The 17,833-nt window shown below is 35.1% G+C and carries 14 protein-coding genes and 3 pseudogenes; 8 read left to right on the plus strand and 9 right to left on the minus strand.

Annotated features, from left to right (window positions below; all coding sequences use genetic code 11):
• Positions 1-412: 412 nt before the first annotated feature.
• The 6 genes and pseudogenes from ABWU74_RS03065 to ABWU74_RS03090 all read left to right on the plus strand — a co-directional run bounded on the left by ABWU74_RS03065 (position 413) and on the right by ABWU74_RS03090 (position 5,512).
• The gene (locus tag ABWU74_RS03065; protein WP_353289426.1) at positions 413-904 is read left to right on the plus strand and encodes a sigma-70 family RNA polymerase sigma factor; all 492 of its coding nucleotides are present in this window, start codon (positions 413-415) and stop codon (positions 902-904) included.
• Between the two features lie 51 nt (positions 905-955).
• Positions 956-1,752 (plus strand): annotated as a pseudogene (locus ABWU74_RS03070) (ATP-binding protein).
• A gap of 23 nt (positions 1,753-1,775) precedes the next feature.
• Positions 1,776-2,264: a hypothetical protein gene (locus ABWU74_RS03075; RefSeq protein ID WP_264375552.1), complete on the plus strand. Its 489-nt coding sequence runs from the start codon at positions 1,776-1,778 to the stop codon at positions 2,262-2,264.
• A complete protein-coding gene (locus ABWU74_RS03080; protein ID WP_353289427.1) occupies positions 2,261-2,827 on the plus strand; it encodes a hypothetical protein in 567 nt (188 codons plus the stop codon). The genes ABWU74_RS03075 and ABWU74_RS03080 overlap by 4 nt, the downstream gene beginning before the upstream one ends.
• 47 nt (positions 2,828-2,874) lie before the next feature.
• On the plus strand, positions 2,875-3,474 hold the full coding sequence (locus ABWU74_RS03085) for a hypothetical protein (protein ID WP_353289428.1): 600 nt from the start codon (positions 2,875-2,877) through the stop codon (positions 3,472-3,474).
• Between the two features lie 22 nt (positions 3,475-3,496).
• Positions 3,497-5,512, plus strand: coding sequence for an AAA family ATPase (locus ABWU74_RS03090; protein ID WP_353289429.1), 2,016 nt, complete (start codon positions 3,497-3,499; stop codon positions 5,510-5,512).
• A 12-nt stretch (positions 5,513-5,524) separates the two neighbouring features.
• On the opposite strand, the gene ABWU74_RS03095 is transcribed toward ABWU74_RS03090, so the two are convergent.
• The 3 genes from ABWU74_RS03095 to ABWU74_RS03105 all read right to left on the minus strand — a co-directional run bounded on the left by ABWU74_RS03095 (position 5,525) and on the right by ABWU74_RS03105 (position 8,446).
• The gene (locus tag ABWU74_RS03095) at positions 5,525-6,511 is read right to left on the minus strand and encodes a hypothetical protein (RefSeq protein WP_353289430.1); all 987 of its coding nucleotides are present in this window, start codon (positions 6,509-6,511) and stop codon (positions 5,525-5,527) included.
• Between the two features lie 88 nt (positions 6,512-6,599).
• A complete protein-coding gene (locus tag ABWU74_RS03100) occupies positions 6,600-7,268 on the minus strand; it encodes a hypothetical protein (protein ID WP_353289431.1) in 669 nt (222 codons plus the stop codon).
• A gap of 166 nt (positions 7,269-7,434) precedes the next feature.
• Positions 7,435-8,446, minus strand: a protein-coding gene (locus tag ABWU74_RS03105) for an IS630 family transposase (protein ID WP_094745768.1) whose coding sequence is annotated in 2 segments (ribosomal slippage) — positions 7,435-7,983 and positions 7,985-8,446 — 1,011 coding nt in all. Because the reading frame shifts where the segments join, the coding sequence is not laid out codon by codon here.
• Between the two features lie 145 nt (positions 8,447-8,591).
• Here ABWU74_RS03105 and ABWU74_RS03110 point away from each other — a divergent pair.
• A pseudogene (locus ABWU74_RS03110) lies at positions 8,592-9,424 on the plus strand (IS5 family transposase).
• Positions 9,425-9,833: 409 nt separating this feature from the next.
• A complete protein-coding gene (gene prmC, locus ABWU74_RS03115) occupies positions 9,834-10,673 on the plus strand; it encodes a peptide chain release factor N(5)-glutamine methyltransferase (protein WP_010962305.1) in 840 nt (279 codons plus the stop codon).
• A gap of 164 nt (positions 10,674-10,837) precedes the next feature.
• On the opposite strand, the pseudogene ABWU74_RS03120 reads toward prmC, so the two are convergent.
• The 6 genes and pseudogenes from ABWU74_RS03120 to ABWU74_RS03145 form a co-directional block, all read right to left on the minus strand.
• Positions 10,838-11,685 (minus strand): annotated as a pseudogene (locus ABWU74_RS03120) (P44/Msp2 family outer membrane protein).
• 121 nt (positions 11,686-11,806) lie between these two features.
• The gene (locus ABWU74_RS03125) at positions 11,807-13,810 is read right to left on the minus strand and encodes a type IV secretory system conjugative DNA transfer family protein (protein ID WP_077188467.1); all 2,004 of its coding nucleotides are present in this window, start codon (positions 13,808-13,810) and stop codon (positions 11,807-11,809) included.
• Positions 13,811-13,840: 30 nt separating this feature from the next.
• Positions 13,841-14,833 (minus strand): P-type DNA transfer ATPase VirB11, encoded by a 993-nt coding sequence (virB11, locus tag ABWU74_RS03130; RefSeq protein ID WP_010962302.1) that lies wholly within the window; start codon positions 14,831-14,833, stop codon positions 13,841-13,843.
• Between the two features lies 1 nt (position 14,834).
• Positions 14,835-16,295, minus strand: a complete 1,461-nt coding sequence (locus tag ABWU74_RS03135) for a TrbI/VirB10 family protein (protein WP_010962301.1) — start codon at positions 16,293-16,295, stop codon at positions 14,835-14,837.
• 16 nt (positions 16,296-16,311) lie between these two features.
• Positions 16,312-17,112, minus strand: a complete 801-nt coding sequence (virB9, locus tag ABWU74_RS03140) for a P-type conjugative transfer protein VirB9 (RefSeq protein WP_174515708.1) — start codon at positions 17,110-17,112, stop codon at positions 16,312-16,314.
• Entirely contained in the window at positions 17,099-17,779 is a 681-nt protein-coding gene (locus tag ABWU74_RS03145) for a virB8 family protein (protein WP_151807683.1), read from the minus strand. Before ABWU74_RS03145 ends, virB9 begins: the two co-directional genes overlap by 14 nt.
• Positions 17,780-17,833 lie beyond the last annotated feature (54 nt).

The following is a 17,833-nucleotide window of genomic DNA, read 5'->3' on the forward strand; positions in this document are numbered from 1 at the left end:
TCCTGATTCCTAATTCCTGATTTAGGAAGCCAGTAATTAGGAACGGAACTTAAGGTTATAGAGAGCATACTTTTCCTCTTAAAAATTTAAGCTATTCTTTTAATAGCGAAATCCACATTTTTAGCTCTTTAGGTGATATTGAATTTCAAAATATGAAATTCTTATATATTTTTAATATAACTTTAGGAAGCCTGAGCTACCCATTCTTAAAAATATTGAAATCCATTCAAAATAGGTTCCAAAAACCTGAATTGTATTATTTTAAATTGTATAAGTATTATTCTCAAAAAAAAATAACAGAATATCAATAGATTAAAAATCGCATCAGTATTATTTATTTTTGCTCCTGTCCTACATAACAGCATTAATAACTCTCATCCTTAAAAGCATCAATTTGTTTTTAAGGAAAGTTATGAAATTACAAAACTACCATATAGTTATTAAAAATGTAAAATATCAAGCTTATAGACTGAAACTTGCTAAGTGCTTTATTAATGAAGCTCACGAAGATCTTGAGCAAGAACTCTTCTGTGAAATTTGGCCATGTCTTGATCAGTATAATGAAGATAAAAGTAGCTTTAACACTTTTGTAGCAAGACTAACTGAAAACAAAGCTATTAACTTGCTAAAGAAACAGCGATGTGCAAAACGCGATATCAATAACTATATTAGTATCGATGTAACAGAGCTACTTGAGAGTGAAATAACAAAACGCATTGATGTAGACTATATGATCTCGGTTTTACCAAAGGAATGGCAAAATATATGTGAGCAACTTAAGTTTTTCAACTTACATGAAGTTGCCAAAATGAACAACGTTTCAAGAACCACTTTAAACAATATTATCAAGAAGATACGTGCCAAACTTTTTTCTATTTACTACGCAGGCAAAAAGAAAAATTGAACAAAATTTTTGCCTTTCTTGTATATATACACACCGTAGCATGGATAAATAATGGTTCTTAAAATTTTGAATAATAATGAAAGATTGCAAACAATATCAACTGTAAAAATGGTCATCTTTGGTCCTTATGGTATTGGTAAAACAAGTCTCCTAAAGACCGTAGATGAACCAACACTTTGCCTTAATTTTGAAGCAGGGCTTCTTGCTGTTCAAGATTGGCAAGGAGATTCAATTAGTCTTCGCACTTGGAATGAAGCTAGAGATACTGCTTGTCTTATAGGGGGCCTAATCCTGCGCTGAAGTCTGATCAAGCATATAGCCAAAGACACTATGAACATGTATCTAGTAAGTACAAAGATTTTTCCTCTGAGTTTTCTAAATACCGATGCATTTTTGTAGATAGCATAACCGTTGCTTCACGTTTATGTCTATTATGGGCAAAAATGCAACCTGAAGCTTTTTCTGAGAGATCAGGAAAACAGGATATGAGAGCTGCCTATGGATTACTTGCTCAAGAAATGATGGCTTGGCTCAATCAATTTCAACATATCAGAGACAAAGACATCATCATAGTTGGTACTTTAGGTCAGTATTTAGACGATTTTAATCGCCCAAACTGGCTACCTCAATGTGAAGGAACTAAAACTGCCAGTGAAATTCCTGGGATAGTTGACGAAGTAATCAGTATGGTTGGAATCAAGAAAGATGATGGAACGGAGAAGCGCTCTTTTGTTTGCCACACTTTAAACCCTTGGGGATACCCAGCTAAAGACCGCAGCGGACGCCTGAGTATGGTTGAAGAACCGCATTTAGGCAAGCTGCTTACAAAGATTAAAAGCAAGTTTTAAAATTTAAACATGGAGAGTGATATATGTTACAAAACCTATTAACTGATTTTAACACTGTAAAACCGCAAAGTAGATTGATACCAAAAGGTACAATAGTAAAGGTAAAAATGACAATCAAGCCTGGAGGTTATGAGCATTGGTTTACTAAAAGCCCCACTACCGGTAGCATTTATTTAAATACAGAATTTACCGTTATTGAAGGTCTATATGAAAAGCACAAGATTTACCAAATAATTGGTATTAAAAGTAATAAAGCAGAAGATACTTGGGGAGAAATGGGTCGCTCTATGCTTCGCAGTATCTTGGAATCGGCACGCGACATTCATCCACATGACAATTCAGAAAGTGCAATCCTTGCTCGTAAGCTAAATTCAATTGCAGAATTAAATGGGTTGGAGTTTACAGTAAAGGTAGGTGTTATAACTGATGAATATGGAGAGAAGAACAAAATTGCCTCGGTAATTACTCCAGAATATCGTAAAAATTACGAGATTGACAGGATTCCATTTTGAAGTACGACGAGGAAAAGCTTTGGTCTGCCGTCGTTACTAGAGGTATTCAGGATTCAGTAGGAAAAAACCCAAAGCTAAGAAAAGAAGCAATTCATTGGCTGAATTCAAAATCTTTTGAAACTGTTTGCGAGCTAGCTAATCTCAACTTTAAACGTATGAAAAATATGTATGGGAATTTTATGTCTAAAAAGCAAGAAAAGATAAAAGCATTATTAATTGATAATATCAAGGAGTGTGTTTCTTACCTACTTCCAAATGGTGAGTTTTACCGAGAAAAAACTTATATTGGAGACTTAAATGGAAATACAATTACAGTTAAAATAGTAGGTAAGGAAGCTGGTGATTGGCGTAATTTTACCGAAGGAACTGGTGGTGATATTATTGATCTTTGGATTTTAATTAAGGGTGATATATATTCTGCTAGAAAGTGGCTCAATAAAAAATCAAAGAGTGGAGAAAAAAGAGAAGAAAAAATATTTTCTGTAAAGCAGTACTTGAGTGATCAATCACCAATACCAGAGGACATAATAGCTCCACGAATTCTCACTCCAGGTGGTCTTTAGTCATTGGTGGTACTCCAAAGGTTGGCAAAAGTTATTTTCTTCTCTCTTTGCTTGCACATCTTGCAGCAGGAGTGTCGTTTCTTAAGATGAAGTCAGCAAGGCCACTAAAAATAGTCTATCTGCAAAATGAGATGGAGTACAATTACATCAGGGAACGAATACAACAAATCATAACCAATCAAAGGCTGCCAAATCTAGCAGAAGAAAACTTGATTGTTACTACAAAGATGAGATTAACTTTAAACGATGAAGGTATAGAGAGAATAAAAGAGATCATAGGAGAAAAATTTAAAACAATAGACCTTATCGTCTTGGATTCTCTTGACTATGAAAATATGTTTTCTGGCCTGCAAAGCAGAGTAGAAAAACTACGTTCTGTAATTAATCCTATGGCTGGAATCATTATTACACGTCATACCAGAAAAGTATCGACAGCTACACTCGCAAAAAGCCCTTTTCAAGCTTTAATTGGTGCTAATGCTTTAAGAAGCTTTTATACATCTGGTATTGTAATGTTTCAACCAAGTAAACGTGCAAATGTCTTGCAAGTAGTATATGAGTTAAGAAACGGCAAATCAATACCAGCAAAATTTATTAGCAGAGTAAATGGGCGTTGGCGGAATTCTAAAATTATAGCTACGGCCTAACTTATCCGCAAAAATGGATACTATGGTAGAGTTAAAGACTCAGCTTTTGCAAAATATCAGATCTTGTCTTTTTCACCTACTACCAAGAGGAACATTTCGTGGCGATAAGTTTTATGTAGGTGATGTACAGGGTAACAAAGGCAAAAGTACTGTAATAGAGTTAACAGGCGAAAGAGCCGGATTATGGAAAGATTTTGCAACAGGAGAAGGTGGTGACATTATTGACCTTTGGGCAACGGTACATGGGAAAAATGCCAAAATAGAATTTCCTGAAGTAATGGCTTCAATAAGTGAATGGCTTGGTCTTAAGAAACAAAACAATATCAGAAATCTAGAACAATATCTGACTTGTAGTTGGAATTACTACGATGAAAATAACCAATTGATTGTAATAGTCTATCGTTATGATCCTCCTTTAGAGAAAAAACAGTTTAAACCATTTGATGTTAAAAAACAAAGATTCAAAGAGCCGGAGATAAGACCACTCTACAACATTCCAGGTATTTTAAAGTCCGATAAAGTTATTCTGGTTGAAGGAGAAAAATGCGCAGAAGCACTTATAGAGAAAGGAATAACTGCAACAACAGCAATGTTTGGAGCAAATGCGCCTATTGATAGAACAGATTGGACTCCGCTTAGAGGTAAACATGTTATCATTTGGCCAGACAACGATGAAGCAGGTAATAAATATGCCAAAAACGCTGAAAAGAAGCTTTTAGAACTTGGTGTTGCATCACTTGCTACGCTTAAGATTCCACCGAATAAACCAAGGAGTTGGGATGCTGCTGATTGTGTGTTAGAGGGAATAAATGTTTCGGAATTTATTGAAAAAAACTCAAGAAAAATAATTATTAAACCACCACTTGATATTTTTAGCTGGAGTGTAGAGCGTTTTGTAGGTCCAGTACCAAAGCAAAGATTCTTGGTTGAAGGATTATTTCCTTTGGGTGTAACCTCCATTTTGGCTGCAATGGGAGATACAGGCAAAGGTATGCTTCTTCTTGACCTAGCCCTCAAGGTTGCAAGTAGCATAGACCAGGTGTGTGGATTTGGCCCACCTGTTACTGAACATGGGTCTGTGGTGGTATTTTCCGCAGAGGATGATACAAATGAAATACATCGTCGCTTAGAACGACTTGATCCAAAATGCGAGAGATTAAAATATAAAGATAGGCTATTTATTATACCACTGCCAAATATAGGAGGATCTTTTACCATACTTAAGAATGTTCGCGGTAAAGTTGTAGAAATATCTCCAGAATTTGAGTCTGTAGTGAAACAGCTGAGCAAGGTAAAAGATTTGAAGCTCATTATATTTGATCCTCTTGCTTCTTTCATTCATGCAGATTTAAATGCTGATCCAGCAGTAGGAGATTACCTCATGTGTTTATTGTCTGATTTAGCATGTAACACTGGAGCTTCAATAATTACTGCACATCATATGAGGAAATTAAAGGGAGAAAAACCTATATCAACAGTAGAGCAAGCACGAGATGCTATTCGAGGCACTTCTGCTCTCGTCAATGGAGTCAGGTGTTCTTTTGCTTTTTGGCCTGTTGAAGATATGACTAAACCAATGATTTTTAGGTCAATTGGAAAAATCCCAAGACAAAATGCACTATTTTATGGAGCTGTTGTTAAAGCAAATGGCCTGGCTGATCGTACTGTACGTACTTATCTGAGAAATGAAGAAATAGGGCTGTTAGAAGACATTACTGAACAATTAAAAGCTCAAAATATTAGCGATAAAGATCTTAAAATATATCTTATTGATTCAATTGCGCGAGCTGCTAGTTCAGGACATCCATTTACTCATACAGGAAGTGCAGGAATACATAAACAACGACATAGATTGCCTGAAGTTTTTCATAGTATGGGAAGGGATAGACTAGAGCGTATAGTTCAAGAGCTTTTACAAGCAAAGCAAATAGTTAAAGGAATGGCTAATGGTTCAAAAGAAGATAAATGGCTTGATGTAAAAACAGGACCATTTGCACGTGGAGTTGGAAAATTTACTCATGGAGCTGAAAATTTTTAAAATCAGGAAATTCTATTTTTTTATAGTCAAAGTAAAAGGGTTAATCCGATAACCATATGATGATCTTTGCCAACCAAGGGTTTGTATTACATCATCACGTTCAATACTTAATCCTAATTTCTCAGCAAGTGTAGATTTGATTGTTCTTTGCATTTTATTTAATGGTTTTCTGATTTGTTGTTCTAAATCTGCTTCTAAACTAAGCCCCAAGAGCTTTTCTAACTGATTAATATTGAGAAGTGTATGTTTTTCAGGTGGTAATTCTTTCTCACAGTCATGTAAAAATTGCCTAAATAATATTCGAAAAATATTAAGACATGATGCAGCTTTTTTATTTATAACTTCAATACTATTAACATATACCATACCTTTAACTATTTGTAACTCCAAAAGCTTTGTTGGTACAATTGGTTCAACACGTTTAAGCGAAATATACGAAGCTGGTAAAACTTGCAAAGAAGTATTTTCTACTACCTCTGGTACTCCTCTTTTAGCTGCCTCTTGAAATATCTCAGTTAAAGTCTTAAGCTGACAAAACAGTTCTACCATTGGCACTACATATAGGCTCAACAATAGATTAGGTATATCTTTTTTTAGAGTGATGAGAGCTGTCGGATGGACTCTAAGTTTATCTATAGTTAAAAATATCGCATCAGTACAAAAATCAAGGATTATTAGATTTACAATGCGACCTTGGTTACAAATATAATAAACTCCTTTTTCTACTTTTTCCCACATAAGTCTTGAATCATTCAACTTTGTTTCAAACCAGTCTATGATTTTCTCTGTATTTAAGTATATGGATAAGAGATGAAATCTCTGTTTTTGATAAGTGTTAGGCAAAATATGACGAGAACAGTTTTCACAAATAGCGTCATCACATGCTTCATCAAAGTCTGGATCAATGAAAATCTCATTGCTACAACTTGGATCAATTACATTTGGCCAATCAAGATGATCTTCTTCACGAGAGCAAACAATATAGTATCTTTTTTGCATTTTTATCAATCCAAGATCAAATAAGTATCTTGCTGCTTTAATGTGATTTTGACTTGGATTGACCCAAGAACTATTTGAACTTAAAAGATCAGCAATTTGCTCGTGAAAGGATTTTAAGACCATAAGATTGTTCCATATGTTTCTTCAGGTCCTCTCTTTCTTTTTTATTGAGCGGATGCTCTGAATAATAAATTTCCCCACTTGATTTGAAAGAAAATGTTACCTTTTTGTTTTGGAACATTACTTTAGCTGATTGAATAGATTGTAGTATGTTGCCAATAGATGGCTTTAAAATATGTAACTCTGGTGCAATAGGATCATACGGCTTTACACTTAAAGTAAGATATGTATTACTATTTTTAAAATAATCTGACTTAAAATTTAACTCAAATATACAAATGTCAGAGTCAGAACCATCTATACATGCTTGAAGAAATTTGTGCACTTGTAGTGGAAAGTTCTTATCTTGTATATTTACAAAAGTACATTCGCAGTCAAAATACCCACTTGCAATACTATTTGCTATTTCCACAGCTTTATTAGTATTTTTAGCACAGAGATTAACCTGAGTGCCATCAAGAGAGAAATCTAAAATCATCCACTCAGGTTTATGACCATGAACAACTTTATTTGAGTTAAGCAGTAAATCCATATCACTTCCTCGACGTACAAACATATATATCCGATCTTGGTGATGGAAAAAACCCTGCAATTGGTTTTCAAACTTCAGTATCTGCTCTACAGCTTCTTGTGACATAAACTCTTTAAATGAAGTGTTTATTTGTCTTGGTGATTTCTGTAGAGCAAATGATACGAAACCTTTCTTCTGCACTTTATCAAAATGATAAACAGATTTTAAAAGTTCACAATTTATGTGAAATAGTAAAAATAACAAGGATCTTTTATCGTACTTATACCAACTCTCATTGTTGGCCAGTCAAATAGGAGACATTGCAGAGTTGTTTAATTGTGGAGCTGGCAAGAGAAGTAATAAATTTGCACAAAGCACCCTCAAGCAGAGCAATTGTATCGTATATTTTATTGCGCAAAATGTTCTGTTTTATATATAACCAAAGCCTCTCAACAGGATTTAGCTCAGGTGAGTACGGAGGTAGGTATATAATATCGATATTTTTAGGTACCTTTAAATTTTTTGACCTATGCCAACTAGCACAATCCATAACAAGAAAAGCCTCTCGTGTTTCTAGATATTGCGACATCTGCTCAAGAAATATGTTCATGCAATCAGTGTTGACATTTGGTGCAAATAAGCTAGAACTCTCTCCATTTCTAGGATTAACCGCACTATAGAGATAGAAATTTTGCCTACCTAATTTTGTTTTAACCTGTGTTCTAATCCCCTTTTTAAACCACCCATGTCCAACCTTTGAATGTGTGCCAAACCGTGATTCATCAAAGAAAAATAGCTCTTTTTCTGGATACTTGCTAATAGCTCCATTGAGATTTTTTTTTGAATTCCTCTTGTTTGCTTTTATCTTGTCCATTATGAACTGGTCTTGGTGTAATATATGAGAATTTCATCTTTTGCATATAGCGGTGTACTGTAGATTTGCTGATATTTAATCTGAACTTTTCCTGGATTCTTATTCTCATTTCTTTAATGGTAATATTAGGATTTTCTTCTATCCACTCTTCAATTTGCTGTAGTTGAACCTGATTTAATTTAGTTTTTCTACGGCGTTGTGGAGGAGCAAACAGTTTTTCTTCTCTGCCAAATTTCAAGAGTTTTACCCACGAAGTTAGTGCGCTTCTTGAAATGCAATATATTTTTGCTACAGCCGTTATACTGTACTTTTTTGCTGCAATTACAGCATTTAGTTTTTTTGAAACATATGCATTATTCCTTACTTTCTTCAGCATTTCTTTTGCTGATTCTACTACTTTTTCATCCAATAATTTTGATCTTAATGCCATTTATACCTCAACTATTTTACTTACTTCATTATGGCTTTTCTTCCATCTTTGTCCATCTGTTTGCCGTGTAATGGGAATTGGTATTAGAGGTTGTCCGGAAACAAGTAAAAGGCTATAATATCTGAAATTTTAGTACGGGGTAAAGATGAGAAAAAAGTATCCAACAGATCTAAGCGAAAGGGAATGGGCAAGAATAGAAAAACACTTCAGAGTATCATACAAGAAAGGAGGAAGGCCGCCAAAGTATAGCAAAAAAGAAATATTAGAAGCAATTTTCTATGTATTGCGTACAGGGTGTCAATGGCGGTATTTACCAAATGATTTTCCGCTATGGAAGACTGTGTATGAGCAGTTCAGGCAATGGAAGAAGCAGGGAATTTTTGAGAAAATGAATTATGAAATTACAAAATATAGTAGAAGAAAAATAGGAAGGAATGAGCAGCCGAGTGCCTGTATAGTAGATAGTCAATCTGTAAAGACTACAGAAAAGGGGGGATCAAAGGCTATGATGGAAGTAAAAAAGTAAAGGGTAGAAAAAGGCATATAATTACAGACACTCAGGGTTTTATACTAGGTTGTTACGTAGGCGCTGCTAACGAAAATGATAGAGATGGTATTAAAATAGCATTAAACAATATGAGAACAAAATATACTAAAGTTAAAAAAATGTGGGCTGACATGGGATACCAAGGAAGAAATTTAAAGAATCACATAAAGGAAGAATATGACATAGATATTGAAATTGTTAAAAGGCCTCCATGTAGATTTTGGGTGCACAAAGATACGCCACCTGAGCTACTACCAACAAGAGAACAAGGGTTTAAAGTACAGCCAAGAAGATGGGTTGTAGAAAGGACTTTTGCTTGGGTTAATAGGAATAGAAGGCTATCGAAGGAGTATGATTTACTCACAACATCCACTGAGAATTTCATATACCTAGCTATGAGTAGGGTTATGTTAAAGAGGGAATATGCTTGAATTTACTAGTTTCCGGACAACCTCTTACAAGCAAACTTTTCTGGATCTCAGTGTCTGGGCACTGGGATGACAGGGGAGGGAGGCTACTTGGATGACACCATTCTTTTTCCTGGATCCAAGTAGTCAGGGCACTGGGATGACAGGAGAAGGTACTAGGATGACACCCTGACCTCGTCGTCCCGCTACGTGTTAGCGGAATCTAGAGATACCGTGACGGTATGACGTAAAGCTCGCATTAGCTATACTTTTATGCTCACCAACTTAGCTGGATCCAAGTAGTCAAGCTACTTGGATCTGCAAATTGCAATGTTCGTACAGCTGCGTGCTTGACACTGGGATTTAGTGCAGCTACCCTAAACTGGAAGCTCATCTTGCTATTTTTGGCTGAAAGAAACATATTTTTAGAATAATGAAAACAATCAGCACTTTAATTCAAGAAGGATCGGAGTTATTATCGTCACATAAAGTTGAATCACCACATTTAGATTGTGAAATCATCATGCAGCACGTACTTGGAGTGGAAAGATCATTTATAATTGTGAACCATGCTGATCAAGTGCCGATGGAGAAAGAACTTTTATTTTGGAAATTAACAAAAAAAAGAGCGGAAAGATATCCAATATCGCAAATAATAGGTAATCGTGAATTCTGGAGTAAAAATTTTATAGTTAACCAGCATGTTTTAGATCCAAGGCCAGATAGTGAAACAATAATCCTAGCAGTGTTAAAATATTACCCAAACAAAAAACAGAAACTAAAAATTGCAGATTTTGGTACAGGCACAGGTTGTTTATTGATATCCGTACTTAGTGAGTATGAATATGCTGTTGGCGTCGGTTTTGAAAAAAGCTTGGAAGCATATAAAGTTGCCTATCAGAACACAAAAAAACATGATCTTCTCAGCAGAGCCAAAATATTTCCAAGTTCGTGGACAGAGTGCAGAGGTTCATTCGATCTTATAATCAGTAATCCTCCATATATTAAAAGAAGCAAATTGAAAGACTTGCAAGCTGAAGTGCAAAAGGAACCAAGAATTGCCCTTGATGGTGGTATTGATGGTTTGAGCTGTTACTTGAGCATTTTTCCAATATTGAGAAAGTGCCTTAAAAAAAATGGGTTTGCGATATTGGAGATAGGTGAAGATCAAAGCAATATTGACAAAATAATCCCCTCATACGAATTAGCTTTTCAGGAATATGTATATGACTTAGCGGGAATGAAGAGATGCATTGTTGTGAAAAGAACATAGCTAATGTTTTTTTGCCTTCATCCCATATTATCCTATATCATCCCAGTACCCTCTACCTAGTCATCCAAGTAGCGTGACTACTTGGATCTATATTTAACTAGATCCTATGGTCAAGCCATAGGACGACAGGAACGGTTTTATGCATTTTTTAAAGGGCAACATGTTTAAGCTTTGCTGGCAAAATGGAAAGTAAGACCAGCCTCTATACCGTGTGTGTGAAATAGTTGATTACCTATATTTATTTCCTCAGTTACTTTGCTACCTGAGCTAGGATTAAGCTTCTTTTTTTTATCATTATTAGGGTCGTCTACCACTTGTCCTAACCTTTTTGCTGTAAGCTTAATATCGCTACCAATAGCACCAAAACCTCTATATCCAATATGCATATTTACATCTTCGTTTATGCGATAGTCAAAGCCAGCTTTTAATTGACCTGCGGGTCTTATTGACGGTTTTTCAAACATCGTCATTCTTGTTGCACCGATCCCAATACCAACGTAAGGAGAAAAAGAGAAACGGTCACTTTTCCAATGATGATAAACATTTGCCATTACAGATATGTTCTCAATTTGGTCATGACTAACTGCAGCACTATAGAGATAAGTTTCTTTATTAGGATCCTCACCAGTCTCCTTTAGGTATGAAACAGTTATTTGGCTACTTGTTAAACCAATATTATCCACTTTTACAGAAGAATACATCCCTTCCAATTCAGCCCTATAGCTTTTGTTACCCAATTCTCCTGTGTAACCAAATGCCACATTTGCAGCAAAAGGTGGATTATAATCTCCTTTATACTCACTTAGTGACTGACCTTCTGTGTTCTGAGCACCCCTGTCATTTATAGACAAATTTTTGATACCTGTAGTGCTTGTTTTTAGTACGCTTGTGTTATTTAAATATTGACCGTAATACCCACACCAAAGTAAAACCCTTCTGTTTCACTTGCAAAAGATTGTTGTGACAACAATAAAGCAAATGCTGTAACCGCTAATGTTTTTTTACTAATCATTATTACTCCCCTAGTTAAAATAGCTAATCTAATACTAATTAATTAAAAATGGCTTAATATGAAAAACCTAATTATTTGCATAACTTGCACTTTTCTGAGCTAAAAATAGGCAAAGTTAACCTTACTTCTCGTCATTTTTTAATTTATCCTCATCTTCAAATTCATCCTCCTCTTCTTCGTCATCAAACCCATCATCGCTCCTATCCTCATCTTCCTCGTCATCATCTTCAAACTTATCGTCGATATCTTCATCATCAATATCTTCGTCTGCAAATTCATCTGATTCATCATATACTGCATCTTCGGTTTTAGTTTCAGCAGGATAATCAACTGAATTAGGTCCCTCAAGAACATTATTCCCCTCGTTATTAACCTTATCTTTGCTCGCAGCGGCAGAAAGAACTTTGTTTGGGTCATATGGTTCTTGTGTAGGCACACGAGTTTGTTTGAGCAGCCTTCTTGTGAAGGTGGTATCACTGTAGTACAAAATTTTCTTTGATTTAATTGGGTAAGTCGACTCTATTAAAATTATCTGATCGTCACGTGGCAACATAATAACTTCTTGAGGCAATAGCAATGCTCTCTGTATTTCAGAGATATGTAATGACCTTGAAGCAGGATTTAAATCTAAAAATTTAGGCTTATTCAACGATTCTTGTTGTACAGTTTTGTTTCCTATAAGTTGCGATATTAAATTAGCTGTTTCAATATTATTGGCTGCAAAAGTTATTCTGTAAGTCGAGTTTGACAAAAAGGAGTTCATCCCTGCTTCTTCGTATATTCCTTTGAGCTGCTCAGTATCTTGAACAATTAAGAATAACCTAACTCGATAACCACGAAAATATGCAATACCTGTTTGAAATTGCTCCATTTTTCCAAGTGTAGGAAACTCATCCATTAAAAACAATACGCCATAAGGCTCGTCATCCGATGGCAATTTTCTACATAAAAACTCAGTTGCCTGTTGGTAAAAAACCTGCATTAAAGGCCTGAGCCTAGTCAAGTTGTCAGGAGTTAAACCAACATAAACTGTAATTTTCTTCTTTTTAAAATCTAGAATATTAAAATCACTTGACGCAGTTGCAGTATCAATCAATGGGTTTGCCCACAATTCAAGTGATGAGTTCATGGTTGATACAACACCTGACCTTTCTTTATCAGCTTTTTGTAAAAAAGCTGCAATATTCATATATGCTACAGGGTGTAGTATTTTACCCATTGTATCAAGAGCAACAGCAAGATTATAAACCACGTCATCACTACGCATCGTACGCACAACTTCACCAAAAGATTTAACTTTCTCTGGTGCAGCAAGTAAGTATAATACCACTCCAACAAATAAGCTTCTTGCTTCATTCTGCCAAAAGTCTTGTTCAGGCATGATTAGGTTAGCTATTTTCTGCACATCGTCAACCATCTGCCCAGGTTTTTCACTAATCCATTGTAATGGATTGTAACAGTGACTTATTCCATCTGGCTGCGCTGGATTCCATACGTATACTTTTTGTCCTTGTCGTTCTCGCCAACCACTTGTTATTTCATAGTTTTCTAATTTTATGTCGTGTACAATTACCGAGTCAGTCCAAAATAATAAATTAGGAATTACAAAGCCAACACCCTTACCAGAACCTGTAGGTGCAAATAACAATGCATGCTGAAACCCATCAGAAATGAAGTATCCTCTTTTATCTTTACCAAGCAATAATCCCTTTTTGCTTCTTAATCCTGCTTTTCGTATGTCTTTCTCTGATGCCCACTGCGAATCTCCATGAAGTGATTCCTTCTTTTTAAATGGTCGCCACTCAATTATCCTTTCTCTTAAATTCCATAAGATAATCATTAAAACAATGATAGGCAGTGCAGAAGATATAATTAATGTGATTTTGAGCTCAAGGCTATATAACTCTGGATGATGCCAACAATATTGTATATGATCAAAAATCGTTGGCCAAAGAGCTTGAGGGAAAGGCGTCAAACTAGGATTAATTGCCTTAAAATCCACAGCATCCGGACCATCAGCAAACAGAACAAACAATATACCAGATAGATAGAAGCAAAACTCAAGTACGCTAAAAGCTACTACACCTCCTATGAGAATATTACGTAGGTGATTTCCATTACTCATAAACTACTCTTCCTTAACTTATGTATAAATTTAAGCATTTTCGCTCGCAGATCTAGTAAATAATATCTCAGAAATGCTTCTTTTGCCCCCACCGGTTCTTTTTAGCTGAATAACAATATCAATCACATTTCTAATGTATGGTATAATTTGGTCTGGAGGAATGCCAAGGTTTGCTTGCATAACCATCAGTTTTATTTGCTCAAGGGCCATTGTTGGACTATCCGCATGAAGGGTTGATATTGATCCAGGGTGACCAGTATTTATCGCCCTAAGAAAACTAAAAGCTTCCGCTCCACGGAGCTCACCAACTATTATTCTGTCTGGCCTTAAACGTAAGCACGCTTCTATCAAATCTTGAGTGGTTACTTTTGCTCTGCCCTGCCCTCCTTTAGAGGCAATTAGATGGACTTTATTGGGATGATCGTTCAAAACGATTTCCCTTGCATCCTCAACAGTAATAATTCTTTCCTCATCTGGAATAGCACGCAAAGTAGCATTAGTAAAAGTAGTCTTACCAGTGGAAGTTCCACCACTAATTATAATATTTTTCTTACTTATTACAGCGTATTCTAAAAACTCTTTTATTTTTTTTTGCCTTAACAATAAATCCAAATGACGGTCAACTGGATTATCAGTTGCTTCTGTAACAGTTTCAGAAAAAGCCCCCATTTTTTCGTAATCATCGAGTGCTAACTGCATGCTAGAAGGCTTACGAATCGACATGACTACTTTATCAGGTTCACATGCTGGCGGAAATACTATCTGTATACGATAACCATTTGGTAATGTTGCCGAAAGTAACGGCGCTTCTTCGCTAAGTTTTTGTTCTGTAGCTTGAGCAATCAGTCTGCCAAGAGATTTCAAATGGTTAAGATCGAATACTTCTAATTTTTCACACCTTATTTCACCGCGATTTTCAATCCATACTTCCTTTGGCTTATTTATTGATATTTCATTTACGCCTTCTTCTTGAAATATGCCTTGTAATGGCTCCAAATATGTATCAAGTGCAGCATAGTTCATTTCATTGATTTAATATTGCCTGTGGAGGAAATACTATATCTTGGTTAACAAATACTTTCAATGCAGTGCCTTGATCAACATAAATAGTTGGTTTTTTATCTGTATATCTGCCTACTACATCCCGCATATCTTTAGAAAAATCCTCGATTGATTTCCCGATTGCTTCATCATAAACAGACTTGCTTTTTCTTTGAATTTGTTCTAACAGTTGATTTACAATTTCCAGGCTTATATTTACCTCGTCTTCTTCAATTCCTAGTGCTTTTGCTATTTCCTCTTTCATTATTTTTAGTAAATCTTGTCTGCTTTTGGCACTCCGAATTCTTCCGATAGCCCCAAGGCCTAATTTCCATTTGTCACTAGATATCTTCTTTTCTGGGTCAATAATGAGTTGGAGAGAAGAAAAATCTATTTCGGTTGCAGTGATAGACTTTACTGCATCTCTGACAGTTAGCGTATCAACAAGATTAGAAGCCTTTTGCCCTATAACAGCAGAACCAATCGAAACACCAGCAAGTGTCACCGAAGAGAATAACGCACTTACTATTTTGTTATCAACTATTCCTGCTATTCCTGCTCTACCAAGCTCGTCAGTACTAAGTGATGAGATTGCAATATCTATTCCATGTGGCAGAATCACTCTATTCCAGTTTATATTTACACGAGATTTAGCAACATTCGAGTCAAATGAATAACTGCCTATCAATCTTGAGCCTTTAGGTATTAAAACTGTATCACCAGTTTCTGCATAAACATCTCTACTCACCATAGCACGCAGCATTCCTTGCAGATCAGAGTTTATTGCAGTTTCAAGAACAGCATCAATAATTTTACCTTGAGTAATCATTAAACCAAGCTTTCCTACTCTGGTAGCTTTGCTCGATTGTGCTGAAGTGTCGGATAAAATAGCATCAGCAGCCTTGTTCTCTCCACTACCACCTGAAATTGTCAACATCTGTGCACTACGTCTGTCTCTAGGATAACCGCCACCCCCTATTGTAGGAAACGAGGTAGGTAAATTGCCCATAACATTACTAGAAGGAAAATTTTGCTTTGGCAAAATAGGTATATTTGACACAGGAGTTTCTTTTGGTTTCTCTTCTTCTTTTTTCATCACTTCTTCTTTTCTAATTTGTTTTATTTCTGGTATGATTAGTGGTGTAGGAAGAGGAGGTAAGGGTGGTAAGGGATCAGTTATTATTCTTTCAGGAACCATTACATTATCTGGAACTTGTTCCAACTTTCCTTTCAATTCTTGAACGTTTTGCTTTGTTTCCTCTTTTTTAATAACTTCTGAACCCTCTTTAGGAGAAGGACTAAAATAGAGATAATACACTCCACCAGCCAGAAGCACTAAAATAATGACCATCAATGCCCTATGACCTTGATTAGAGCCAACTGTTACTACCTTATTCTCTATTTCTGATTCATCTTCTGAATTGTTACGCCTTTCTTTATTCATATTGCATGTACCACAGCTAAAGTGACCTATTTATAATTTCAACTTCACCATCTTCATAACGCATAAATAGCTTTTTATGTACTCCTTTTATTATAACATAATCATCAAATAACAGCCTTTTACAAGGTTTATCCTCCCCTTCTACAAAAACCTGAGGTATTTTATTATTATTTCTAAATTTTAAATAGGTTAAATAACCATCATCAAATAACTCGATCGGAACTATATCCGCATTACCACCTTCATCAATATATGTATAATTGTACTTCGTATCATTTTCTTGTATTATTTTTTCTAGCTTGTCTGTAGTATATTGCATTTGAGTAGGTAAAGAAACCTCATCTAAATCAACATCAAATTCACCTTCTTCTTGAGGATAATAAAAACGTACTACGTAAGATATATCCTTTTCAGCAGAATAATCGTGATCTACTTTCTTAGCATCAGTATCCGGGTATTTATCGTAGTTTGGCCTTGAGATTAAATCAAAAATGTAATTTCTTTTTTTAGTTGTCGTAATAATCATGTTAGTGCGACTACTAACTTCAAATGGCATGATAAGCAATTTATTGTCATAAGGATTAATTTTCCAACTTGATGCATCACCAACAGCGATATTTTTAACTTTTTCTCCTTCCGCAAATTCAATATAAGAATAGTAACCCTGACTAAAAACCACCGTAAATACTTCATTAGGGCTATACACAAAAGTCTTTATTCTACTATCTATAGAAATAGGCTCATTATAATTAATGGATGCGTTTAAATTGCCACTTACAAGTAAAGCTAAAACTAATAATATCCTATACATATTCATCATCTACTCTATATGAAATAACTTGAAATCCTAATGGGTTAATATATCTTTGCTGATCATCCATTTCAAGCGATGCATATCTATATGACATAATAACTATCTTATTTTTTCTCGTAGAACTTCCATCTTTCCGTGTAAATTCCACAAAAAATCTCACCTGAAGAGCATCGTTACCCAACTTTTGAATTGAGCGAATTTTAAATTCACTTTTGGTATCTGAATATAAATTAAAAAGATCATCCATATTCTGCGATCCTACATAATTTCTAAATTCATTATACACATTAGGTGAGGAAAACAACCTCACCTTTGTATAATAGTTATAATTATAATGATATGGATCAAAAACCTCCCTTGCTTTTATATACTCTGAAATAAAATAATCGTTTAGCGCTTCATCTGCAGAATACTGTTTTACTGTGACAGGATCAACCAATTGCACTATTCCTGATTTCTTGTCAATTTCTATAACAAATGGCTCAATAGTGCTACTTGTGCTAATTTTAAATATGACTAATATGCTGATAGAGATCGTTGCTAATAATATTAATGCAAATAAAAGTAGAATATTCCTTTGAGCAATAACTGTGCTGTAGCGGTTTGAATTCCAATTTATATCCTTATCTAAGGATTCAGTATTTTTTTCTCGCTTAAAAAATCTTAGCATTTTAGTATTCCTAAAAATCTTAACTTATGTTAATAAACATAGCAAATTAACAAA

Source organism: Wolbachia endosymbiont (group A) of Paraperithous gnathaulax, from assembly GCF_964028485.1.
In the GTDB taxonomy this organism is placed as follows: domain Bacteria; phylum Pseudomonadota; class Alphaproteobacteria; order Rickettsiales; family Anaplasmataceae; genus Wolbachia; species Wolbachia pipientis.